Below are 23,448 nucleotides of genomic sequence, written 5' to 3'. Positions count from 1 at the left end.
CTCCTCCGTCCGATCGGCGGCGCGACGTGCTGCCGCTGCCGCCGTCATGCCTATTTCAATCCGGCCAGCACCTGCGCGGTGTCGGCGCCGAGCTTCGGCGCCACGCCCCCGCAGGTCTGTGCATTCGAGAAACGCACCGGGAAATCGAACTGCGGTTTGCCGCCGGCATCGTTCGACCACAGGCCGCGCGCCTGCACCTGCGGATTGTCCAGCGCTTCTTCGAGCGTGTAGATGCCGCTCAAGCAGCAATCGGCTTCGGCGCCGAGTACTTCCCACTGCTCGCGCGTGCGCGTCCTGAACAAATCCGTCAGAGCGTCGTGCAGCGGCTGTCCGCCGGGACCGGGCACCGGCGCGATCTTCATCAGATCGCTGCGTCCGGCGGCCTGCAGGAACTTGTGGAAGAACTTCAGCTCCAGCGCACCGAAGGCGACATGCTTGCCGTCCGCGGTCTCGAACAGGCGGTAGTTCGGCAAGGCGCCGCTGAGCATGTCGCTGCCGCGCGGCAGGCTGGACTTGATCGTGCGTAAGGTGGTCGCGGCCGAGACCTGCAGCGCCAGCGAACCATCGAGCATCGCGCAGTCGACCAGCGTGCCTTCGCCGCTGCTGCGCGCACCGATGACCGCCGCGAGCACGGCCAGTGCGCAGGTCAGGCCGCCACCGGCGAGATCGGCGATCTGCACATTGGAAATCGTCGGCGGTCCGCCCGCCGCACCGGTCTGATCGAGCACGCCGGCATAGCCGAGATAGTTCATGTCATGGCCGGCGCGATCGCGGTACGGGCCGGTCTGGCCGTAGCCGGTCAGCGCCGCGTAGACCAGCCGCGGATTGAGTGCGCGCAGGGTTTCGTAACCGCAGCCGAGCCGGTCCATCACGCCGGGCCGGAACGATTCCACCAGCACGTCGGCGTCACGGACCAGCGCCTTCAGGGTCTCGACATCGTCCGGCTTCTTCAGATCGAGCACCACCGATCGCTTGCCGCGATTGACCAGCGCGAACATTTCCGCGGACAGGCCGCGCGCGTAATCGCCGGCCGGCTCCTCGACCTTGATGACCTCGGCGCCGAGTTGCGCGAGGTACTGCGTGCAGAACGGCGCCGGCAGCAGGCGCGAAAGATCGATGACGCGAAGACCGGCAAGCAGGGAATTCATGGGTTGGTCACGACTTCGGTTGTGGATTTCAGTCGCGACGATACATCGTCACGACGCAGGCGCTGCCCAGACCGAGATTGTGCTGCAGGGCCACGCGCGCGCCGTCGACCTGACGACGCTCGGCCTGACCGCGCAGATGCCAGACCAGCTCGGTGCACTGCGCCAGGCCGGTTGCGCCCAGCGGATGGCCTTTCGACAACAGGCCGCCAGACGGATTGGTGACGACCCTGCCGCCGTAGCTGTTGTCGCCGTCCCAGATGAACTGCTCGGCACCGCCTTCCGGACACAGGCCGAGGGCCTCGTAGGTCAGCAGCTCGTTGGCGGTGAAGCAGTCGTGCAGCTCGACGACATCGACCTCCGCCGGACCGATGCCGGATTTCTCGTAGACCCTGGCGGCAGCGGCCTTGCTGAGATCGTAGCCGACCATCTTGATCATGCTGCGCTCGTCGAAGGTCGACGGAAAATCGGTGGTCATCGCCTGCGCGGCGATGTAGACCGGCCTGGCAAGGCCATGCTTTTTCGCGAACGCATCCGAGCAGAGGATCGCCGCCGCCGCGCCGCAGGTCGGCGGACAGCACTGGAAGCGCGTCAACGGATCGAAGATTTCCTCGGAGGCCATGATCTGCTCGACCGTCAGCGGCTGATCGAACAGGGCATACGGATTCTGCGCCGCATGTCGGCGCGCCTTCTCCGAAATCTTCGCGAAGGTTTCACGCCGGGTGCCGTGCTGCCAGCGATACTCGCGGCCGGCGCCGCCGAACATCTGCGCCGCACCGGGCGCCTGCGTGAAGCCCTGGTTCTCCGACATCAGCGCCGCGTGGCGTTCGAGCGGATTCGGCCGGTCGTTGTATGTTGCTGCGAGCGCCCCTTTCTGCATCTGCTCGAAGCCCAGCGCCAGCACGCATTCGGCCTGCCCGCCTTCGATCGCCTGCCGCGCCAGATACAGCGCGGTCGAGCCGGTCGAGCAGTTGTTGTTGACGTTGATGACCGGGATGCCGGTCAGGCCGACCTCGTAGACCGCACGCTGGCCGCAGGTCGAATCGCCGAACACGTAGCCGACATAGGCCTGCTCGATCTCTCGATAGTCGATGCCGGCGTCGGCGAGCGCCGCGCGTGTCGCCTTGGCAGCCATCACCGGGTAATCCTCGCTGGCACCGGGCTTGGCGAACTTGACCATGCCGACGCCGACGACGTTTGCCTTGCTGTTCATGCTGCGCACCTCGTGAACCGGAGGAATCAGACGAGCTTCTCGAAGAAGGCCAGATGACGGGCGTGACGGACATCGCCGTCGACGCGCAGACGCCCGTGCTGATAGAGCTGCCGCGCGTCGACCTGCCCGCTCGCGAGTTCGGCGAGCGCCGCATCGTCGAGCGTCAGGGTCGTCGCCGCATCCCCGGCAGTGCCCGGCGTCACGGCCGGCGTGTCGCCGGACAGATCGACGGTCCATGCGCCGTCCGGCGCCAGCACCTTGAACTGCAGCTTCGCGGCGATCCCCCTGCCGAGCATGGCGTCGGCGGCAAGCCGCCGCGCGAGCGCATCGAAGATCGCCGGCGCCTGCGGCGCCCTGACCGCGGCGCTGGCCGCAGCGGCCGGCAGCGCAGGCGCACCCGAGCCCAGCCGTTGCTGCATCGCCTCGATCGGCCATTGCGGATCGAGCGTGCCGAGCCTGGCAAGCTTCTGCGACGCCATCGCGTTGCCGCCGATCTTCAGCTGCCCGCCGAAGTACAGCTTCTGCGGATCGGCCTTGCCGGTCGAGATCGCCAGATAGTCGTCGTCCGACAGGCTCATCGTCACATCGGCCTTGTCGGCGACGCCGGGCCGCACGCTGCCCTTGCCGTTTTTCAGGTCGACGATCCAGCTGCTGTCCGGATTCGTCAGCTGCCACTGGAACACCGTGCCGATCTTGTCGATCACCTCGGGGTGCGCGTCGATGTGGCGCGCCAGTGCCGCGAAGTAGTCGGCGCTGACCGGAACGTCCGCCGCCGGCGCCCTGGCTTCGGCCGGCTCGGCGCGCTTCCCGGCGCGCGGCTTCGGCAGCTCGCGATGCAGTTCGACGACACCGCCGCTGAGCGCGAGCTTGTCGCGGCCGCGAACCTTCATCTGGAACACGATGCGGGTTTCGGACTCCTTCCACATTTCCGTCACCAGCGTCTCGCCCGGAAACACGCTGTCGGCAAAACGCACCTTGATGCTCTTGAACAGGCGCGGATCGTTGCCGCAGAACGCCTTGACGACGTGGCGGCCGGCGATGCCGAAAAAGCACAGGCCGTGCAGGATCGGCTTGTCGAAACCGAAAGCCTGCGCGAATTTCGGATCGGCGTGCAGCGGATTCCAGTCGCCGGACAGGCGATACAGCAGCGCGGCATTGGCCGGCGTCGTTTCCTCGATCACCGCATCCGGCTGACGATCCGGCGGCGCTTCCTTCGAAGTCGGCGGTCCGCGATCGCCGCCCCAGCCGCCGGCGCCGCGCACGAAGATCGTGATCTCGTTGTAGGCCAGCTCCTCGCCGTGCTCGTCGGTGGTCGTCACCGATTGCACGACGACCGCGTTCCTGCCCTTGTCGTAGATGTCCTTGATGCGGAACTTGTGGCGGAGACTGGCTTTCGCCGGCAGCGGGCGCCTGATCTCGGTGTACTGCTCGCCGTGCAGCACGCGTTCGAAGCCGTAGTTCAGGCCCGGAATCGTCAGGCCGTCGCGCGCGCGCGCGAGCATCGCGTTCATCGCCGGCATCACCGCATAAGTCGGCAAGGCGCGAAAGCCGCTGCTGTCGAGTTCGTAGACCAGCGGCAGTTCGCTGGCGTCGAGCGGGTCCTGCGCGGCGCCGACGCCGAGCGCGTAGATCGCCAGATCACGCTCGTCATATTCGCTCGTCATCTCGGGAATGTCGGCCGCCAGGGCTTCGTCGACGTCGATGAATTCGTTGCCGCCGCGGCTCGGCTTCTGCACGCCTTCGAGGATCGGCGCGATCGCGCTGGCGCCGGCCGGATGCTCGGCCTGCGTGAAGTCCCCGACCTTGTCCCATTTCGCGGCGAGTTCCTCGACGCTGAACGGTCGCGCCCGGAAATGCTGACCGCGCGTGCGCTCCCAGCGCAGCCTGGCGTGATAGCCGGCGCCGACCTCGTAGATGCCGCCACTGTCCTTGCAGCGTTCGTGACAGAGCCAGGCGACCAGCGGGCTGACGTATTCGGGCTTGAGCGCGGCGATCAGTTCCGGCGGCAGGATGGTTTCCGTCAGCCGCGAGCCGGCGATCGGTGCGATCGTGTTGACGTGTATGCCCTTGCTGCGGCCCTCGATCGCGAGGCTGTTGGCCATGCCGACCAGACCGAGCTTGGCCGCCGAATAATTGGCCTGGCCGAAATTGCCGTACAGGCCGGCCGCCGAGGTCGTCATGACGATGCGGCCGTAGCCCTTGTCGCGCAGGATCGGCCAGGCCGCGTGACTGACGCGGAAGCTGCCGTTGAGATGAATGCGGACGATCAGCTCCCAGTCCTGCACGCTCATCTTCTGGAAACTGACGTCGCGCAGGATGCCGGCATTGTTGACGACGATGTCGACGGTGCCGAAGTGGTCCATCGCGGTCTGCACGATCCTGTCGCCGTCCTCGACCGAGTCGTGGTTGGCGACCGCTTCGCCGCCAAGTGCGCGGATTTCCGCGACGACCTTGTCGGCCGCCGCCGACGACCTGCCATCGCCGTGCATGCCGCCGCCGAGATCGTTGACGACGACCTTCGCACCGCGGCTGCCGAGCAGCAAGGCATGCGAACGGCCGAGACCGTTGCCGGCGCCGGTGACGATCGCGACGCGGCCGTCGAAACGCAGTTCTTCACTCATGTCGGCGACTCCGCGCTCAGAGCGTGCGCGAGATCAGTTCTTTCATGATCTCGTTGGTGCCGCCGTAGATGCGCTGCGCACGCGAATCGCAGTACGCGCGTGCAATCGGGTAATCCATCATGAAGCCGTAGCCACCGTGCAGCTGCACGCACTCGTCGACGATGCGGCCCTGCACGTCCGAGCACCAGTACTTCGCCGCGGCCGCCGCAGCCGGCGACAGCTTGTTCTCCAGCATCAGCTCGATGCAGCGATCGACATAGACCTGCGCGATCTGTCCTTCGGTCTTCATCTCGGCGAGCTTGAAGCGCGTGTTCTGGTAGCTCGCCACCGCGCGCCCGAACACCTGGCGCTGCTTGACGTAGTCGATCGTGGTCTTGAGCACGTACTCGATGCCGCAGACCGCGCCGATCGCGATCTGCAGACGTTCCCAGGCCAGCTCCTTCATCAGCATCGCGAAGCCCATGCCCGGCGCACCGAGGATGTTGGCCTTGGGTACGCGCACGTTCTCGAAGAACAGCTCGCAGGTGTCCTGGCCCTTCATGCCCATCTTCTTCAGCGGCTTGCCTTTCGAGAAGCCCGGACGATCGGCTTCGATCATCACCAGGCTGATGCTCTTGGCGCCGCCGTCGCGGTCGCCGGTCTTGCAGACGACGATCGCCATGTCGCAGTTGTAGCCGTTGGTGATGAAGATCTTCGAGCCGTTGATGATCAGGTCGTCACCGTCGTCCTGCGCCCAGGTCTTGACTGCCTGCAGGTCCGAACCGGTGCCCGGTTCGGTCATCGCGATCGCGGTGATCACCTCGCCGCGCGCCATCGGCGGCAGCCATTTCAGTTTCTGCTCGCGCGTGCCGAAGCTGTTGATGTAGTTGGCGACGATGTCCGAGTGCAGGCCCCAGCCCGGCCCCGACAGTCCGGCGCGTCCCTGCTCCTCCATCAGGATCACGCTGTAGCGCCGATCGACACCCGCGCCGCCGAACTCCTCCGGCATCGTCACGCACAAGAAGCCCAGCTCGCCGGCACGCTGCCACGCGGCCCGATCGACGAACTGCTGTTCCTCCCAGCGCTCGTTCTGCGGCACGCACTCGTCTTCGAGAAAGCGGCGGAAGCTGCTGCGGAAATCCTCGTGCTCGGACGAGAACAGGGTGCGGGGGATCATGTCGAGGCTCATGGCGATTTCACGGTTCGGTTGAAGTGAAAGCGGCGGACAAACGACGCACGACCGCCTGCGGCGAACGCGCCCCGGACCTGGGGGTCGGCACAGGCAACATGGGTTTCTCCTCCAGCTGTTCTTTGCGTTCCGGCGCCTCGGAAAAACGGCGCCGGACGGTGCAGCCCACTATTGCGGAGCGTTCGCAATCTTGTCAAGCAACTTCACATTCATCGCACCACGCGCGACAAGCCTTGTTACCGACGACCCGCTCGCAACGTCGGGTCGCGCCGGGCCATCGCGCGCATTTTGTGAAGATACTTGACAATCTTCCGGCGACTGCGGATAACTAGCGACAGCGGCGCACAGAAGCCGCACGAAGAGGAGTCGCACGCCGGCTCCGGAGGAGAAACATGGTGAAGGCTCATCAGCCCTGCGCGACGCACGCCGTTGCCGTGCCCGGCCGCGGCGCTCGCCCGGGTGTGCCGCGCGCGGCGCCGGCTTTCGGTCTGCTGCTGATCGCTGCGCTCTGGAGTGGCGCGTCGCTCGCGCAGGCGCCGGGCACGGCGGGCGGGGGTGCCGCGACACCGGTTGCCGCGCCGGACGCCGTGCCCGCCGACACCGCCACGTCGAACGACGACGGCGCAGCGCCACGGACCGCAGCAACGGCGGTCGAGGCGGCACCCTTGAAGACGATACCGGTCGGCAAGCCGGAATTGCCGCCGATCCCGCCCGACGGCACCGAGCGCCGACAGATCGCCGAGGTGATCGTCACCGCGCAGAAGACCGCGCAGCGCCTGCAGGACGTACCGATGTCGATCACCGCCGTCACCGGTGACTTCATGCGCGATGTCGGCGCCAACACCATTGCCGACGTGTCGGCCTACATCCCGAACGTCAAGTTCTCGTCGGACACCGATCCGGCGCTCGGGCAGATCAACATCCGCGGTTTCGGTACCAGCCCGCTGAACTCCGGATTCGAGAGTTCGGTCGGCTTCGTCGAGGACGATCTGTTCCTGGCACGCTCGCCGTACATCACCGACGGCATGTTCGACGTCGATCGCGTCGAGGTGCTGCGCGGTCCGCAGGGCACGCTGTTCGGCAAGAACACCACCGCCGGCGTGTTCAGTGTCTACACCAGAAATCCGACGCCGCAGTTCTCGGCCGACCTGAACAGCAGCTACGCCGATCCGCAGGAGCTGCGCGTGGAAGCCGGCGCCGGCGGCATGTTCGCCGACTGGGGCGGCCTGCGCGTGTCGCTGCTCGATGTCGATCACAAGGGCGGCGAACTGCAGAACACCTACAGCGGACACGGTTTCGACGATCTCGAACAGCTTGCCGGCCGCATCAAGCTGCTGCTCAAGCCGTTCGATGGCTTCGAGAGCACGCTGACGCTGCAACAGTCGAAGACCGACGGCGACTACTGGCCGGTGCAGTTGTCCGACCTGGCGGACAGCACGATGACCTTCCTTCGCCACTACGATCCGGATGTCGACGACAACGGCTACAACCACAAGCTGTCGAACAACTTCGACGGCTACGTGCACAAGCAATCGAAGACCGCCGGCCTGGTCAACAAATGGGACATCGGCGATCTCGGTCCTATCCATCGCCTGAACTCGACGCTGATCCTCGGCTACAGCGAGATGGGCGTCGACGCCTCGCCCGATCTCGACAACTCGCCGGCCGACATCGCGACGCTGCGCACCATCTGGAACCACCAGCAGCACAGCGCGGAATGGCGTTTCTCCGGTGACTTCGACAACGGCCTGTTCGGACTCGGCGACAGTCTCAACGTCCTGCTCGGCGGCTTCTACATGGACACCCACTTCCGGCAGAGCACGGTGGCATCGGCCGGTCACGACATCGCCGCCTATCTGGCCACCGGCGACGCCGTGCGCCAGATCAGCGGCAGCACGACGACGCTGCCGCTGCCGGGGCTCGGCGTGCTCGGCGATCTGCTGGCGGGCGTCGTCGCGCCGGTGATCGGCGACGATCACGTCACCCTGCTCTACGACACCCAGGTGCAGACGCGCGCGCTGTTCATGCAGGCGATCTGGCATCTGAGCGAACGCTGGGCGCTGACGCCCGGCGTGCGCTTCAACTGGGAAAGCAAGACCGCCGATCTCAGCGGCCAGTCGACCTGCACGGCGCCGCCGCTGTGCGTGATGAAGATCGCGCTGAGCGCCAAGGATTACGACGTGCGCGGCCTGTCACGCGATGAAACGGACATCTCGCCGAAGGTTTCGCTGCAGTATTTCTGGGGCAAGGACGTGACGCTGTACACCTCGTACGCGCGCGGCTACAAGAGCGGCGGCTTCAACGCCGCGTCGTTCGACGGCACCAATCTCATGTTCGAGCCGGAGAACGTGCAGTCCTGGGAAGCCGGCATCAAGGGCAAGTGGTTCGATCACAGTCTCAACGTCAATCTCGACGTCTTTCACAGCTACTTCGACAATCTGCAGACACTGGCGATCGACGGCGCCTTCATCAATGTCGCCAATGCCGCGACCGCGATCTCGCAGGGCGTGGAAATGGATTTCCGCTGGCTGACGCCGCTGCGCTTCCTCAACATCAGCGGCTCGCTCGGTCTGCTCGACGCGCACTACGATTCGTACCCGGACGGCCAGGCGACCGCGGACATGCCGTCCGGCAGCACGCAGGATCTCAGCGGCAAGACCCTGTCGTTCGCACCCAAGGTCACCGCGTCGCTGACGCCGACGATCACGCTGCCGCTGGGCCCGTACCTGCTGCAGACCGCAGTCGACTGGCTCTATCAGGGCGACCAGTACACCGACATCGATCTCGATCCGCATACCTTCGAGCCGGCGCATTCGACCTATGCGGCGCGCCTGTCGCTCGTCGATCCCAATCACGGCTGGACGCTGACCATCGGCGGCAGCAACCTGCTCGACAAGAACTACGCGACCCAGGTCGTCGATACCGCGTTCTTCCCGGGCGGCTACGGCGTCACGCAGGCCGCAGGCCGCAAGCTGTACGCGGCCTTCGCGCTGAGTTTCTGAGCGCCGCGACGACCGTGGGCAAGAACATCCTGCTGCTGCTCGGCCACCCGCGCGTCGACAGTTACTGCGGCGCGCTGGCCGACGCCTACGCGCAGGGCGCAAGCGCGGCCGGCCACACGGTGCGCCGCTACAACCTCGCCGAGCTGCGCTTCGATGTGGTCGCCGACGGCCGCTGGCAGCAGAACGCGCAGACCCTGGAGCCGGATCTGCTGGAACTGCAGCAGGCGATGCTCTGGGCCCAGCATCTGGTGCTGGTGTACCCGACCTGGTGGGGCGTCATGCCGGCGCTGCTGAAAGGCTTCTTCGACCGCACGCTGCTGCCGGGCTTCGCGTTCCGCTATCGCAAGGGTTCGCCGCTCTGGGATCGCCTGCTCGCCGGCCGCAGCGCACGCGCGCTGGTGACGATGGACACGCCGCCCTGGTATTTCCGCTGGTTCATCCACATGCCCGGTCATCGCCAGCTGCGCCATTCAATCCTCGGCTTCTGCGGCTTCAAGCCAGTGCAGGTGCACTCGATCGGCCCGGTGCGCGGCTCGCGGCGCGAGCAGCGCGAACGATGGCTGCAGCGCGTGCGCCGCATCGCCGCCACCGAATGAGGAGCCCTGCATGAACGCACCCGCAATGACCGTGCTGCGCGAGCGCGTCCTGCGCTTCGTCGAAGACGAGATCTACCCGGCCGAAGCCGCCCTCGACAGCGCGCCACGCGCGCAGCGCAATGTGCTGCTGCAGACGCTGATGCAGCGCGCGAAGGCGCAGGGCCTGTGGGCACTGGGGCATCCGCGCGAGCTCGGCGGCCAGGGCCTGCCGTTCATGGACTACGTGCAGATCAACGAAGTGATCGGCCGTTCGTTCTGGGCGATGCAGGCGCTCGGCACGCTGTCGCTGCAGGACTCGCTGATGGTGCATCGCCACGGCAGCGAACACTGGCATGCGCGCTATCTGCGGCCGATGATCGCCGGCGAGTTCGTGCCGAGCTTCGCGATGACCGAGCCCGGCATCTCCAGCTCCGATCCGACCCAGCTGCAGACACGCGCGCACCTCGAAGGCGGGCACTGGGTCGTCGACGGTCGCAAATGGTTCACGACCGGCGCCGCCGACGCCCGCTACACGACGGTGATGTGCCGCACCGAAGCCGACGCGCCGGCGCATGCCGCGTTCAGCCTGATCGTCGTGCCGACCGACGCACCGGGTTATCGCATCGTCCGCGAGCTGCCGGTGCTCGGCATCAATGGCGGTCACTACGAGATCGAACTCGATCGGCTGCGCGTGCCGGCCGACCATCTGCTCGGCGCGCGCGGCGCCGGTTTCGCGATCGCCCAGGAACGGCTCGGGCCCGGCCGCATCTATCACTGCATGCGCTGGCTCGGCCAGGCGCAGCGCGCCTTCGATCTGATGTGCCGGCGCCTGCAGGCGCGCAGTGCGTTCGGCAGCACGCTCGCCGACAAGCAGCTCTTGCAGGGCTACGTGTTCGACAGCGCCGCCGCGATCCGCGCCGCGCGCCTGCTGACCCTGGACGCGGCGCGCAAGCTCGACGCCGGCCTGCAGGCACGCGACGAGATCGCGATCATCAAGGTGGTCGGCGCCCGCATGCTGCACGACGTCATCGATCGCGCGATCCAGGTGCACGGCGCCGAGGGCCTGAGCGACGACACGCCGCTCGGCCTCATGTACCGCCACGCGCGCGAGGCGCGCATCTACGACGGGCCGGACGAGGTCCACATGCAGTCGGTCGCGCGACGCGTGCTCAAGCAGTATCGCGACGGTGGCGCCGGCATCGATTTCGGCGTCGACACGTGAGCGCGCACGACGAACTTGCGACCAGGCTGCAGGCCGCCTGGCAGCGCCGACACGGCGTGACGGTGCGGATCGGCGCATTGCAGGCGCTGTCGGCCGGCGCGTCGTCGAACAGCTTCGTGTTCGAACTGGAAGGACCTGGGCGCCACGAACGCTGCATCCTGCAGCAGTTCGGCGGCGGCGAATCCTTCGTCAGTGCACTCGGCAAGTCCGAGCAGGCGCGCGCGCAACAGGCCGCGTTCCTCGGCGGCGTATGCACGCCGGAAGTGCTGCTCTGCGTCGACGCGGACGATGGCCTCGTCGACGGCTTCGTGTCGCGCTTCGTCGCCGGCGAAACCCTGGGCAAGCGCATCGTCGGTGACGCACGCTACGGCGACGCGAGACGCGCGCTGCCGCGGCAATGCGCGCAGGCGCTGGCCGGCATTCATGCCCTGGATGCCGAAGCCCTCGCCTTTCTGCCGCTGCGCAACGCCGACACGCAGATCGCCGAACTGGCGGCGCGGCATCGCCACTATGGCGAACCGCTGCCGGTGTTCGAAGCCGCGTTCGCCTGGCTCGCGCAGCATCTGCCGCCGACGCGCCGCCCTGTCGTCATCCACGGCGACTTCCGCACCGGCAATCTGCTGGTCGACGAGACCGGCCTCGCCGGCGTGCTCGACTGGGAACTCGCCCATCGCGGCGATGCGATGGAAGACCTCGGCTGGCTCTGCGTGCGTTCCTGGCGTTTCGGTCGCGACGAGCTGCCGGTCGGCGGCTTCGGCCGGCGCGCCGAGCTGTACGAACACTACGAACAGGCCGCCGGCACTGTCGTCGATGCGGCCGCCGTGCGCTTCTGGGAGCTGCTCGGCACGCTCAAGTGGGGTGTGATCTGCCAGTGGTTCGCGCACCGTCGCCTGCGCGGCGAACTCACGCAGCTGGAGCCGGCCGTGATCGGTCGACGCGTCTCGGAAGTCGAACTGCAGCTGCTCGATCTGCTCGAAGGACGCGGCCCGTGAACGATTTCAGCAATCGCCCGCATCGCCCGGAACTGGCGGCCGCCCTGCGCGACGCTTTGCGCTCGCTGATCGCGCAGCTCGACGGCACGCAGCGCTACGAACTGCGCATCGCGCTCAATGCCTTCGACATCCTCGAACGCGAAGCGGCCGGCGCCGACGCAGCGACCGACGCCGAGCGCGCGCGTCTTTCCGCCCTGCTCGGCCGCCACGACACGCTCGCCGCGCTGCGCGCCGAACTGTGCGCGCGCCTGCGCGACGGTCGGCAGGCGCCGGACGATCCCGCGCTGCTGGCGACGCTGCGCGCCGGCGTGCTCGCGCGCCTGGCCTTCGATCAACCCGATTTCAAACCCCTGCCCCATTCCGGAGACCGGCCGTGAGCGGCGAGCCCTCAGAAAAGATCAGCGTCGAACGCATTCCCTATGTGGTGCTGTTCCAGGAAAAGGCGGCCTACAAGGACACCTACGGCGGTGTCGCCGGCATGGTGCTGCTCAAGGCACATCTGCTGAAGCCGTCGGTGCCGTCGAAGACGGTGATCGTCTTCATGCATCCGATCGGCGGCGGCGAATACCTGCCGATGCCGCATGCACTGGCCAAGGCCGGCCACCACGTCATCTACTGCAACAGCCGCTACCCCGGCGTGGACTACGCGCTGCAGATGGAGAAGGTCGCGATCGATCTCGGCGAATGCATACGCGACGCCAGGAACCGGCTCGGCTACGAACGGGTGGTGCTCGGCGGCTGGAGCGGCGGCGGTTCGCTGTCTGCGTTCTATCAGGCCGAGGCGGAGTCGCCGAGCGTGACCGCGACGCCGGCCGGCGAGCCGCCGGATCTGAGCAAGGCGAAGTTGATACCGGCGGATGCGCTGATGCTGATTGCCGCGCACGTCAGCCGCGCGACGACGCTGACCGAAAGTCTCGACGCCTCGATACTCGACGAGCTCGATCCCGAACGCCGCGATCGCGAACTCGATCTCTACGATCCGCAGAACCCCAACCAGCCGCCGTACAGCGCCGAGTTTCTGGAGCGCTACCGCGCCGCCCAGATCGCCCGCAACCGGCGCATCACCGCCTGGGTCAAGGACAAGCTCGCTGCGCTGCGCGCCGCCGGACGCACGCACGAGGAATTCGGTTTCGTCGTGCACGGCACGATGGCCGATCCGCGCTTCGTCGATCCGGCCGTCGATCCGAACGACCGCCCGCCGGGTCAGTGCTTCCTCGGCGATCCGCAGACCGTCAACATGAGTCCGGTCGGCCTCGCGCGCTTCTGCACGCTGCGCAGCTGGCTGTCGCAATGGAGCTACGACGACAGTCACGCCGACGGCGTGCGCGCACTGGCGCGGATCAAGGTGCCGGTGCTGGTGATCGGCAATTCCGCCGACGACATCTGCACGCCGAGCCACGCGCAAAGACTGTTCGACGCGGTCGCCCACGACGACCGCCAGGTGGCGCAAATCCAGGGTGCCACGCATTATTACCTCGGCCAGAAACAACAACTCATGGAATCCGTGGCCGTCGTCGCCGACTGGCTGCGCAGGCACGGACTCGGAAACGCCTGATGAAAGAAAAAAAGCCGGCTTCGACCTCGCGCTACTTCCTGATGAGCGGCCTGCTGCACGCGTTCTACTGGATGGACGAAGGCCTGCAGAACCACCTGCGCGCCGCCGGCATGCCGGGCCTGTCGCGCACGCAGTCGCTGATCATGACCAACGTCGCCGACGGCGTGACGCGGCCGGCCGAACTGGCGCGGCGCCTCGGCATCAGCCGCCAGGCGGTGCAGCAGCTGCTCGCCGACATGCAGCAGCGCGGCCTGCTCGACCTCGCCGATGACCCCGCCGATGCCCGCGCCAAGATCATCCGCTACAGCAGCCGCGGCGTGCAGATCGGCGAGATCACCGTACGCGCGCTCGAACATCTCGACGACGAAATCGAACGCCGCCTCGGCAGCAAGGCGCTGGGCGATCTGCGCCGCATCCTGCTCGAACGCGACTGGGGCGAACCGGTGACCGCGACGCCGGCCGACGTGCGCCTGCAGAAGCGCCGCAAGGGGCCGTCGCTCGAAGCCGTCGCCAGCCGCAGCCCGGCAGGCAGCGCGGCCAGGCCGGCGGCGAGCGCAGCGAAGCAGCGCGGCGCGAACAGGCCGGCTGCCGCAAGCAAGCGCAGCTCGCCAGCCAGGCGCACGCGTTGACAGCGCCGGACGCGCAAGGTTTAATCGAAACTAGTCCAGTTACTTGACATTATTTCGAACGGGGATGCAGATCGGATGAACAGCGAAAGCGGCACCCCGGACGGCGCTCCGACGGCGAAAGGCATACATCACGCCGCCTATCGCTGCCGTGATGCCGAACAGACCCGCTGGTTCTACGAAGACGTGCTCGGCTTCCCGCTGACGATGACGCTGGTCGCCGACGAAGTGCCGGGCCTGCGCAAGAAGATTCCGTTCATGCATCTGTTCTTCGAACTCGGCAATGGCGAGTACATCGCCTTCTTCGATCAGCCGGACACCGCGCAGCCCGAGCACTTCAGGAACGCCGACAGCTTCGACCGCCACATCGCCTTCGAAGTCGAGGACGAAACCGCGCTGCGCGCGATCCAGCGGCGCATCAACGGCAAGGGCGTGTCCTGCCTCGGGCCGATCGACCACGACTTCGTCAAGTCGGTTTACATGTACGACCCGAACGGCCTGCAGGTCGAGTTCACGACGCGCACCGCGAAGCACGATCACATCATGGCCGAGGAACGCGCCGGCGCGCACCGCGTGATCAGCGAGTGGAGCGCGCGCACGCGCGAAGGCAAGGAAGCCAAGTTCGGCGCCGAGGTGCTCGATCGTCGCAGCCGCCAGAGCGCGCCGGCCGCGAAGGGCTGAACCACGATGCCTGCGGCGATCGACGCGCTGCGCGAGTGGCTGTCGCCATGGTATCTGGAGATCAAGTTCGTGCACCTCGCCGCGGTCATGGCGTGGATCTGGAGCACGTCGGTTGCCTACGTCTACTACCTCGTCCCGGCGTTCCAGGCCTGGCGCCGCCATCCGCACGACGCCGGCGTGATCGCGCAGCGCGACTGGGTGATCGACCGCTTCGATCGCGGCGCCGTGATCGAGCACATCGCCTTTCCCGTCGTCATGATCAGCGGCCCGCTGCTGTACTGGGTCGGCGGCTGGGACAGCTCGGCAACCTGGCTGACGATCAAGCTGCTGATCGTGTTCGGGCTGTTCGTGCCGATCGAATGCTTCGACTATCACCTCTCGCACCTGGGCGGCAACAAGCGCCACGCGCTCGCCCGCGGCGGCCCGGACCATCGCGAGCGCAAGCTGCATCAGCACTGGTGGTTCCTGCTGCTGACGACGCCGCTGATCATCTACTTCACCGGCATCGTCGTGTTTCTCGCCGTCACCAAGATCGGCGTCGGCCCATGAGCGACAACGTCCCGTCTCCGGTGTTTTCCGGATCACCACGCCGATACCGGCGCCTTGCCCTGCTGCTCGGCATCGGCAGTCACGCACTGCTGTACGGCGGCATGGTGCTGATCGAATGGGTCTGGCACGGCCGCGCCTGGATCGTCGGCAGCGGACCGATCGCCTTCACCGCCGTCTCGGCGCTGCTGCTGACACTGCTCGGCTACCACAGCCTGATGTTCGTCGACGCGCAATACCCGCCTGCGGCGCGACGGTCGCGTCACGATCGCGGGCCGTCACCGTGACGCGTCCGCACGGACTGGCGAGCCGGGCGGTCGCCGCAATCCTGCTGCTGGCGCTGTGCGCCTGTCAGGCTCGGCAGGCGGACGAAGCCCCGCCGGCCAGAGCCGCGGCCTGCGGTGCCTGCCATCCGCGCCACGGCGAGATGATGGCCCCGCTGTTTCCCTTGCTCGCCGGACAGAACGCGCCCTATCTCACCGCGCAACTGCGCGCGTTCCGCGATGGCAGCCGCCGCAATCCGGTCATGAACGCGATGGCGCGGAATCTGGACGACGACGAGATCGACGCGCTCTCGCGCTACTACGCCTCGCTGGGCGACGGGGCCGGCGTCGGCCGCGGATCGCGCTAGCGCCGTCGCTGCGCGAGCAGTTCGCGCAGCGACCGCGGCGCCGGTCGCAGCGGCACGCGCCCGCGCGTCCAGCCGCCCTGCCATGCCGGCGTCAGGCGGCGCAGCCGCGTTGCCCACCAACTGAACCAGCGATACAGCCGGGCGCGCGAATACAGCAGTGCCCACGCCGTCCAGACCAGCGTCTCGGCCCGGCTTCGTGCCGCACCCTCGTCGCGCAGCGGCTTGCGCTCGGGAGCCGGCCGACGGCGCGCGGCACCCCGCAGACGCATCAACAGCTCGGGAATCGGAATGCCGACCGGGCAGACCTCGCCGCAGGCGCCGCAGAGGCTCGACGCGGTCGGCAGATCGCGCGTTGCGTCCAGCCCCAGCAGATGCGGCGAGACGATCGCGCCGATCGGGCCGGGATAGGTCGTGCCGTAGCTCAGGCCGCCGACGCGTGTGTACACCGGGCAGTGATTCATGCAGGCACCGCAGCGTATGCATTGCAATGTCGCGCGAAAGCGCTGGTCGCGCCAGGCCTGCGTGCGGCCGTTGTCGAGCAGGATCAGATGCACTTCGCGCGGGCCGTCCTTTTCGCCGGCGCGGCGCGGGCCGGTGACGATGTTGAGATAGGTCGTCACCGCCTGCCCTGTCGCCGAACGCGTCAGCAACGTGTACAGCGGCGGCAGGTGTTCGAGTCTTTCGATCACCTTCTCGATGCCGGTGATCGCGACATGAACCTCGGGCACGCTCGTGCACAGTCGGCCGTTGCCTTCGTTCTCGACCAGCACCAGCGAGCCGGTTTCGGCGACGAGGAAGTTGGCGCCGGTGACGCCGATCGGCGCATCGCGGAAGCGCTCACGCAGGGCCCGACGGCCGATCGCGATCAGTTCGTCGACATCCTCGGTGTGCGCGCTGCCGGGAATCTTCTCGGCGAAGATGCGCGAGACATCGGCCTTGGTCTTGTGGATCGCCGGCATGATGATGTGGCTCGGCCGGTCGCCATCGAGCTGCAGGATGTATTCGCCCATGTCGGTCTCGACACAGTCGATGCCATGGGCCGCCATCTCGCGGTTCAGCTCGATCTCCTCGCTGACCATCGACTTGCCCTTGACCATCGCCTGTGCGCCGTGGCGGGCGGCGATGTCGAGAAAGATGCGGTTGGCGTCGGAAGGCGTTTCCGCCCAGTGCACCTGCACGCCGAGCGCCGTCAGATTCTGCTCCAGTCGTTCCAGCAACTCCGGCAGCTTCGCAAGCGCATGCTCGCGAATCCGTGTACCGAGACTGCGCAGGCGCTCGTAGGCGCCGATGTCGGGAAACTGCGCGGCGCGCTTGTCGACGAGAAAGTCCATTGCGCTGCGAAAGCTCGCGCGCAGCGCCGGGTCGGCGAGCGCCGCGCGGCTCTGCACCTTGAAGTCCTGCGGGCGCGGCTGCCGGTCGCCGCTCATGCCGGAACCCCGGTGCCGTCGCGATCGTCGCGCACGAGCACGATGACGAGCTGTTTCGGGCCGTGCGCGCCGTACACCAGCAGGCGCTGGATGTCGGCGGTCTTCGACGGGCCGGTGACCAGCAGCGCGTTCGTCGGCAGGCCGTCGGCCCAGCGTTCGCGCACCATCATCCGGTACAGCGTCGGATGCAGCGTGCTCGCGCACAGCACGGCGATGTGCAGCGGCGGCACCAGCGACAGCGTGCGCGGCTCGCGGACGTCCGGCCACAGCACGAGGCTGCCGGTTTCGACGACGCCGCCGCGCACGGTCGTGATCCCGGCATCGATCGCGTCGAACAGGCGCGGCTTGAACGCGGCCAGCGGCTCGTCGTACCACCGCAGACGTGCACCAAGCGCTTCCGGAAGACGTGCTGCGAGCTCGGTATCGCGCCCGGCCAGCACACTGCGCAGACCGCGGGCCACGGCCAGGTCGCGCAGCACCGCCGGCCACCGCGTCGGTGTCGTCTCGATCACCTCGGCACGCCAGCCACGGGCGCACGCCGCGAAATCGGCGACCGCGGCATCGCCGGACCCCGCGCCATCGGCGGCGAGACCGGCGGCGACATCGGGCGAAGCCGGCGCCGCGACCGGCGGTGCGGCACGCAGACGCGCAAGGATGGCCGCGCGGGCGCGCATCGATTCGGTGTCCGGTGTCATCGCCGCTGCTCCGCACCGCGCGTTGCGAGCCGCGAGCGCAGGAAGCTGGCGATGTGCAGGCCGCGCAGCGTCGTCGGCCGACGTTCGAGCGCGCCGTTGAGATTGAGCAGGCAGCCGCAGTCGGCGCTGACGAACTGCGCGCAGCCGCTCGCCTGCAGCGCATCGAGCTTGTCTTCGGTCATCGCCGCCGAGATTTCCGGATGCTTGATCGCGAATGTGCCGCCGAAGCCGCAGCATTCGGCTTCGTGTTCGGGCTCGAGCAGTTCGACGCCCGGCAGTTTCGCCAGCAGGCGACGTCCGGCGAGATGGGTCGCCAGCTCTCGCCGCGCCGTGCACGAGGTATGCAGTGCAAGCCTGACCGGCGTGGTGTCGGCCACTTGCGACGCGGCCAGCCGCGTGTCGACGAAATCGCAGAACTCGACGGTCCGCGCCGCCAGCGCTTCGGCCTGCGCGAGTCGCTGCGGATCGTCGGCGAACAAACGCGGCCAGTGATGGCGCAGCATGCCGCCGCAGGAACCCGACGGCACGACGATCGGCCACGGCTGCGGAAACAGGTCGAGCTGCGCGGCGGCGACGCGGCGCGCGTCGTCGGCAAAGCCGGTCGTGTACGCCGGCTGCCCGCAGCAGGTCTGGTCACGCGGGAAGGCCACCGTGACGCCGAGCGCTTCCAGCACTTCGACGGCGTCGAGCCCCGATTGCGGACTGAACAGATCGACGACGCAGGTCGCGAACAGATAGACGTGTGTGTCTGTTTCCATCACGGCTCCGGCGGCGACAGGCGTCCCGCCATGGTTTGGAGAATCGTCGCCGTGCGGCGCGCGCCGTCACGGCGATCAGGCGACGCCGACGAATGCCGCAGCCCCTGCGGGAAGGTCTGAATGACGACCCGCATCATCATTGCGAGGTGCCGAAGGCAACGGCGCGATCCGGCGGCTCCCTGCGCGAACGGGGCATCCGGATCGCCACGGCGACTTTGCAACCTCGCGATGACAGGCTCGTTCAGAGACTCCCTCGGGCGATTCCGTCGGAGTTCGTCCGACAAAGACGACATGCGAACCGAACCACACTCCGGCAACGCCGAATGCAGCGCGACAGCGGATGACTATAATCAGGCGATCGATAACATCCCAATCAAAAAAGGCGATCGACCGATGCGGAAAAGGTATAGATGAGTACCGTCCGAACCACACAGGCGCTGGTCAATCGCCTGCGCTACAAGCACCTGTCGCTGCTGGTTGCGCTGGCCGAGACCGGCAACCTGCATCAGGCGGCGGCGGCCATCAACGTTGCCCAGCCCAGTGCCAGCCGCATGCTCGCCAGCATCGAGGAAGCGTTCGGCTTCCTGTTGTTCGAACGCCGCGCGCGCGGCCTGCACACGACGCCGCTCGGCGAAGTCACGCTGGCGTATGCGCGCCGCGCGCTGGCCGATCTCGAACGCTTCGCCGAAGGCCTCGACGCCAAGCGCAAGGGCGGCCACGGCCAGCTCACGGTCGGCGCGATCATGGGCGCCGCGCCGGATCTGCTGGCGATGGCGGTCGCCGAACTGAAAGCCGAACGGCCGCTGCTCAACGTCCGCGTGCTCGGCGAAACCAGCGACCAGATCGTCGAGCTGCTGCAACGCGGTCAGATCGATTTCGCGCTCGGCCGCTTCACGCATCCGCTGCAGCACAACGATTTCGACTTCGAGCCGATCGCCAACGAGTCGATGCGCCTGATCGTGCGCAGCGGCCATCCGGTCTGCGCGCAGGCGAGCGTCGAACTCGCCGGGCTGGTGACCTTGCCCTGGGTGCTGCAGCCGCTGAGCAGTCCCGCGCGCAAGCTGTTCGAGGAGGAGCTGGCGCAGGCGCGGCTCAGCTCGCCGGCCAACATCGTCGAATGCGGCTCGATCTTCGCGACGCTGCAGCTGGTGCAGAACAGCGATGCCGTCGCGATGCTGCCGGAACCCGTGGTCCGTGATCATGTGCGCGCCGGCCTGCTGACGGCGCTGCCGATCGAGATCGGCCGCAACCTCGAAGGCTTCGGCATTCTCAGCCGCAAGCACGAAGCGCTGGACGAAGCCGCCGAGCGCTTCATCGACCTGCTGCGCCGGCACGCGCAACTGCCGCCGCCAGCCAAGGCTGCGAAAAAGAAGGTCGCGCGAAAACGTTAAACGCCTCGTCGGGGTGCAAAAGCCCCCTCGCTGTTCGCAGAGAGGGAGGACTGGGGAAGGCGTTACCGGATCGCGCACCGCGGCGAGCGTGCGCCCCCTCACCCTGACCCTCTCCCCCATCGCTGCGCGACAAGGGAGAGGGAATTCGACTGGACAGACGCACCGCGGGTGGCGAGCGAGTGAATTCCTCTGGAGAAAAGCGCCGCGCGCGTCCAGCGAGCGAGTTCCTTTTGAAGGACCCCGGGCGCGGCGACGTCGCTGACCTTCCTGCCGGTGCTGGTGTCGACGTTGATCCCGACACCGGCATAAGCGGCGACTGCTGCGGTAGCGGTAGCGGTAGCGGTAGCGGTAGCGGTAGCGGTAGCGGTTGCGGTTGCGGTTGCGGTTGCGGTTGCGGTTGCGGTTGCGGTTGCGGTTGCGGTTGCGGTTGCGGTTGCGGTTGCGGTTGCGGTTGCGGTTGCGGTTGCGGTAGCGGTAGCGGTAGCGGTAGCGGTAGCGGTAGCGGTAGCGGTAGCGGTAGCGGTAGCGGTAGCGGTAGCGGTTGCGGTAGCGGTTGCGGTTGCGGTTGCGGTAGCGGTTGCGGTTGCGGTTGCGGTTGCGGCGGCCATCGCTCGCATGGCGAGAACCGAAGCAACCGTCGCGCAAACGCCGGCGCCGGAAGCGCACAAAAAACTCCCTCGCCCCTCGCAGAGGGGAGAGGGTTGGGGTGAGGGGTTACCGGATCGAGCGCCGCGGCGGGCGGGCGCTCCTCACCCTGACCCCCTACCCCATCGCTGCGTGACGGAGGAGAGGGAATTCGTCCGGAAAGACGCACCGCGCGTGATCAGCGAGGCAATTCATCGGGAGAAACCTGCTGCACGCGTCGCGCGAGGGGACTTCGCCTTGAAAGATGCCGAGCGCGACAACCTGGTTGAACTTCCTGTCGATCCCGGTCTTCGCGTCTGGGGCGATGCCAGCATCGGTACACACAGCAGCGACGGCAGCAGCGACAAAGGTTCTACGGAGGTTGCGGTGACAACAGCCGCCATCGCTCGCATCGGCCCGAACCGAAGCAGCCATCGCGCAAACGCCGGCGCCGGAAGCGCACAAAAAAACCCTCGCCCCTCGCAGAGGGGAGAGGGTTGGGGTGAGGGGTTGCCGGATCGAGCGCCGCGGCGGGCGGGCGCCCCTCACCCTGACCCTCTCTCCCATCACTGCGTGACGGAGGAGAGGGAATTCGTCTGGAAAGTCGCACCGCGCGTGATGAGAGAAGTCATTCATATCGAGCGATGCACCACCCGCGATGAGCGAGGCAATCCGGCTGGAGAAACGGACTGCGCGAGACGAGCGAGAACATCGGCTGGCAGAACCGCGCCACGAGCGCCGAGCGAGATGGCCGAATTCGATGAACACTCGCCAGCGGCGAGCGAGCGAACTCATGCAGACGCGCTCCGTCTGCTCATGCGGGGTCAGTCCTGCCGGCGCCGACATGGCCGATCGCATTCGGCTATCGAAACTCGCTGATTTTCGATTGGATCACGATCGATCGCTCGGCGATCATGCGGCGGCGGCCATGACAACGACCAGACGCCGCGCAGGAGATATGCATCATGAAACTCGCCCGCTACGGCGAACCCGGCCATGAACGGCCGGCGCTGATCGACGCCGAAGGCAAGCTGCGCGAGCTGTCGGCGCACATCGCGGACATTGCCTGCTCGACGCTGCTGCCGGACACACTGTCCCGGTTGCGCGCGCTCGATCCGGACAGTCTGCCGCGCGTGCCGGGCACGCCGCGTTACGGTCCCTGCGTCGGCCGGGTCGGCAAGATCGTCTGCGTCGGCCTGAACTATCGCGACCACGCCGCCGAGTCGAACATGCCGGTGCCGACCGAACCGGTGCTGTTCCTCAAGCCGTCGAGCGCGATCTGCGGGCCGGACGACGACATCGAAATTCCGCCCGGTTCGGAAAAGACCGACTGGGAAATCGAGCTTGGCGTGGTGATCGGCAAACCCGCGAAATACGTGAAACCGGAACAGGCGCTGGACCACGTCGCCGGTTACTGCGTCGTCAACGACGTGTCCGAGCGCGCCTACCAGCTCGAACGCAACGGCCAGTGGGACAAGGGCAAGGGCTGCGACACCTTCGCGCCGATCGGCCCGTGGCTGGTGACGCGCGACGAGATCGACGACGTGCAGAACCTCGACATGTTTCTCGACATCGACGGCAAGCGCTACCAGACCGGCAACACGCGGACGATGGTGTTCGACGTGCCGACGCTGGTCTCGTACATCAGCCAGTTCATGAGCCTGCAGCCGGGCGACATCATTTCGACCGGCACGCCGCCCGGCGTCGGCTTCGGCATGAAGCCGCCGCAGTATCTGAAGGCCGGCCAGACCCTGCGCCTCGGCATCGCCGGTCTCGGCGTGCAGCAGCAGCGCACCGTGCAGGTCGCGCCGTGAACCTGCTCGATCTGAAGAACCGCGTCGCCGTCATCACCGGCGGCGCGCGCGGCATCGGCTATGCCGCGGCCGAACGCATGCTCGCCTCGGGCGCGTCGGTCGCGCTCTGGGACATCGACGCCGGGCGTCTCGCGCAGGCGCAGGAAACGCTCGCCGAGCCGCAGCGCGTCTCGATTCACACCGTCGAGCTGACCGACGAGGCCTCGGTGCAGGCGGCGGCGCAGCAGACGCAGCAGCGTTTCGGAAAGATCGACATCCTCGTCAACAACGCCGGCATCACCGGCGGCAACGGCCCGACCTGGGAACTCGATCCGGCGATGTGGCGCCGCGTGCTCGACGTCAACCTGATGGGTCCGGTGCTCACCGTGCGCGCCGTCGTGCCGATGATGCTGACGCAGGGTTACGGCCGCATCGTCAACATCGCGTCGGTCGCCGGCAAGGAAGGCAATCCGAACGCCTCGCACTACAGCGCGTCGAAAGCCGGCCTGATCTGCCTGACCAAGTCGCTCGGCAAGGAACTGGCGACGAAGAACATCCTCGTCAACTGCATCACGCCGGCGACCGCCAACACCGAAATCCTCGCGCAGATGAAACCCGAGCACGTCGAGTACATGCGCTCGCGCATTCCGATGGGCCGGCTCGGCGAACCCGAGGAAACCGCGGCGATGATCTGCTGGCTGGCGAGCGACGACTGCTCGTTCACGACCGGCGGCACCTTCGACATTTCCGGCGGCCGCACCACCTACTGATCTCCGCTCCACT

General features: G+C 67.3%; 21 protein-coding genes. 14 read left to right on the top strand and 7 right to left on the bottom strand.

The window, feature by feature from the left end; translation table 11 throughout:
• Positions 1–50: 50 nt before the first annotated feature.
• The 4 genes from G7Y85_RS05835 to G7Y85_RS05820 are packed head-to-tail and all read right to left on the bottom strand — an operon-like array spanning position 51 to position 6,147.
• Positions 51–1,148 (bottom strand): CaiB/BaiF CoA transferase family protein, encoded by a 1,098-nt coding sequence (locus tag G7Y85_RS05835; RefSeq protein ID WP_166253179.1) that lies wholly within the window; start codon positions 1,146–1,148, stop codon positions 51–53.
• Between the two features lie 28 nt (positions 1,149–1,176).
• Positions 1,177–2,358: a lipid-transfer protein gene (locus G7Y85_RS05830; protein ID WP_166253176.1), complete on the bottom strand. Its 1,182-nt coding sequence runs from the start codon at positions 2,356–2,358 to the stop codon at positions 1,177–1,179.
• Between the two features lie 26 nt (positions 2,359–2,384).
• Positions 2,385–4,979 carry a peroxisomal multifunctional enzyme type 2 gene (locus G7Y85_RS05825; RefSeq protein WP_166253173.1) on the bottom strand — a complete coding sequence of 865 codons (2,595 nt, stop codon included), beginning with the start codon at positions 4,977–4,979 and terminating at the stop codon, positions 2,385–2,387.
• Positions 4,980–4,995: 16 nt separating this feature from the next.
• Positions 4,996–6,147, bottom strand: coding sequence for an acyl-CoA dehydrogenase family protein (locus tag G7Y85_RS05820; RefSeq protein ID WP_366514918.1), 1,152 nt, complete (start codon positions 6,145–6,147; stop codon positions 4,996–4,998).
• Positions 6,148–6,539: 392 nt separating this feature from the next.
• Here G7Y85_RS05820 and G7Y85_RS05815 point away from each other — a divergent pair, with 392 nt between their 5' ends.
• The 11 genes from G7Y85_RS05815 to G7Y85_RS05765 all read left to right on the top strand — a co-directional run bounded on the left by G7Y85_RS05815 (position 6,540) and on the right by G7Y85_RS05765 (position 15,977).
• Positions 6,540–9,149 carry a TonB-dependent receptor gene (locus tag G7Y85_RS05815; protein ID WP_166253167.1) on the top strand — a complete coding sequence of 870 codons (2,610 nt, stop codon included), beginning with the start codon at positions 6,540–6,542 and terminating at the stop codon, positions 9,147–9,149.
• A gap of 14 nt (positions 9,150–9,163) precedes the next feature.
• Entirely contained in the window at positions 9,164–9,745 is a 582-nt protein-coding gene (locus G7Y85_RS05810; RefSeq protein ID WP_166253164.1) for an NAD(P)H-dependent oxidoreductase, read from the top strand.
• A gap of 10 nt (positions 9,746–9,755) precedes the next feature.
• On the top strand, positions 9,756–10,946 hold the full coding sequence (locus tag G7Y85_RS05805) for an acyl-CoA dehydrogenase family protein (RefSeq protein WP_166253160.1): 1,191 nt from the start codon (positions 9,756–9,758) through the stop codon (positions 10,944–10,946).
• Positions 10,943–11,938, top strand: coding sequence for a phosphotransferase family protein (locus tag G7Y85_RS05800; RefSeq protein WP_166253157.1), 996 nt, complete (start codon positions 10,943–10,945; stop codon positions 11,936–11,938). Before G7Y85_RS05805 ends, G7Y85_RS05800 begins: the two co-directional genes overlap by 4 nt.
• Positions 11,935–12,315: a DUF6285 domain-containing protein gene (locus G7Y85_RS05795; RefSeq protein ID WP_166253154.1), complete on the top strand. Its 381-nt coding sequence runs from the start codon at positions 11,935–11,937 to the stop codon at positions 12,313–12,315. Before G7Y85_RS05800 ends, G7Y85_RS05795 begins: the two co-directional genes overlap by 4 nt.
• On the top strand, positions 12,312–13,493 hold the full coding sequence (locus tag G7Y85_RS05790) for an alpha/beta hydrolase family protein (RefSeq protein ID WP_206675507.1): 1,182 nt from the start codon (positions 12,312–12,314) through the stop codon (positions 13,491–13,493). Before G7Y85_RS05795 ends, G7Y85_RS05790 begins: the two co-directional genes overlap by 4 nt.
• Positions 13,493–14,122, top strand: coding sequence for a MarR family winged helix-turn-helix transcriptional regulator (locus tag G7Y85_RS05785; RefSeq protein ID WP_166253151.1), 630 nt, complete (start codon positions 13,493–13,495; stop codon positions 14,120–14,122). The genes G7Y85_RS05790 and G7Y85_RS05785 overlap by 1 nt, the downstream gene beginning before the upstream one ends.
• Positions 14,123–14,197: 75 nt before the next feature.
• Positions 14,198–14,800: a VOC family protein gene (locus G7Y85_RS05780; protein WP_166253148.1), complete on the top strand. Its 603-nt coding sequence runs from the start codon at positions 14,198–14,200 to the stop codon at positions 14,798–14,800.
• Positions 14,801–14,806: 6 nt separating this feature from the next.
• Positions 14,807–15,349 carry a hypothetical protein gene (locus G7Y85_RS05775; RefSeq protein WP_166253144.1) on the top strand — a complete coding sequence of 181 codons (543 nt, stop codon included), beginning with the start codon at positions 14,807–14,809 and terminating at the stop codon, positions 15,347–15,349.
• Positions 15,346–15,633 carry a hypothetical protein gene (locus G7Y85_RS05770; protein WP_166253141.1) on the top strand — a complete coding sequence of 96 codons (288 nt, stop codon included), beginning with the start codon at positions 15,346–15,348 and terminating at the stop codon, positions 15,631–15,633. The genes G7Y85_RS05775 and G7Y85_RS05770 overlap by 4 nt, the downstream gene beginning before the upstream one ends.
• A complete protein-coding gene (locus tag G7Y85_RS05765) occupies positions 15,630–15,977 on the top strand; it encodes a c-type cytochrome (RefSeq protein ID WP_206675506.1) in 348 nt (115 codons plus the stop codon). Before G7Y85_RS05770 ends, G7Y85_RS05765 begins: the two co-directional genes overlap by 4 nt.
• Here the strand turns inward: G7Y85_RS05765 and G7Y85_RS05760 are convergent.
• Genes G7Y85_RS05760 through G7Y85_RS05750 form a run of 3 tightly spaced genes read right to left on the bottom strand, consistent with a single transcriptional unit; the run spans position 15,974 to position 18,857 of the window.
• Complete coding sequence (locus G7Y85_RS05760) at positions 15,974–17,404, bottom strand: LutB/LldF family L-lactate oxidation iron-sulfur protein (RefSeq protein WP_166253138.1); 1,431 nt, start codon at positions 17,402–17,404, stop codon at positions 15,974–15,976. The two genes, G7Y85_RS05765 and G7Y85_RS05760, sit on opposite strands and share 4 nt — an antisense overlap.
• On the bottom strand, positions 17,401–18,099 hold the full coding sequence (locus tag G7Y85_RS05755) for a LutC/YkgG family protein (protein WP_166253135.1): 699 nt from the start codon (positions 18,097–18,099) through the stop codon (positions 17,401–17,403). Before G7Y85_RS05755 ends, G7Y85_RS05760 begins: the two co-directional genes overlap by 4 nt.
• On the bottom strand, positions 18,096–18,857 hold the full coding sequence (locus G7Y85_RS05750; protein WP_166253131.1) for a (Fe-S)-binding protein: 762 nt from the start codon (positions 18,855–18,857) through the stop codon (positions 18,096–18,098). The genes G7Y85_RS05755 and G7Y85_RS05750 overlap by 4 nt, the downstream gene beginning before the upstream one ends.
• A gap of 410 nt (positions 18,858–19,267) precedes the next feature.
• Between G7Y85_RS05750 and G7Y85_RS05745 the strand changes: the two genes are divergently transcribed.
• From G7Y85_RS05745 to G7Y85_RS05730, 3 genes are all read left to right on the top strand, one after another.
• Positions 19,268–20,248 (top strand): LysR substrate-binding domain-containing protein, encoded by a 981-nt coding sequence (locus G7Y85_RS05745; RefSeq protein WP_166253127.1) that lies wholly within the window; start codon positions 19,268–19,270, stop codon positions 20,246–20,248.
• Between the two features lie 1,589 nt (positions 20,249–21,837).
• Positions 21,838–22,686, top strand: a complete 849-nt coding sequence (locus tag G7Y85_RS05735; RefSeq protein WP_166253124.1) for a fumarylacetoacetate hydrolase family protein — start codon at positions 21,838–21,840, stop codon at positions 22,684–22,686.
• Complete coding sequence (locus tag G7Y85_RS05730) at positions 22,683–23,435, top strand: SDR family NAD(P)-dependent oxidoreductase (protein ID WP_166253121.1); 753 nt, start codon at positions 22,683–22,685, stop codon at positions 23,433–23,435. Before G7Y85_RS05735 ends, G7Y85_RS05730 begins: the two co-directional genes overlap by 4 nt.
• Positions 23,436–23,448 lie beyond the last annotated feature (13 nt).

It is taken from the genome of Solimonas terrae, from assembly GCF_011067135.1.
Classification (GTDB): domain Bacteria; phylum Pseudomonadota; class Gammaproteobacteria; order Nevskiales; family Nevskiaceae; genus Solimonas; species Solimonas terrae.
The sequence above is the reverse complement of the archived record's forward strand: the minus strand, read 5'-3'. Positions and strand labels throughout refer to the sequence as shown.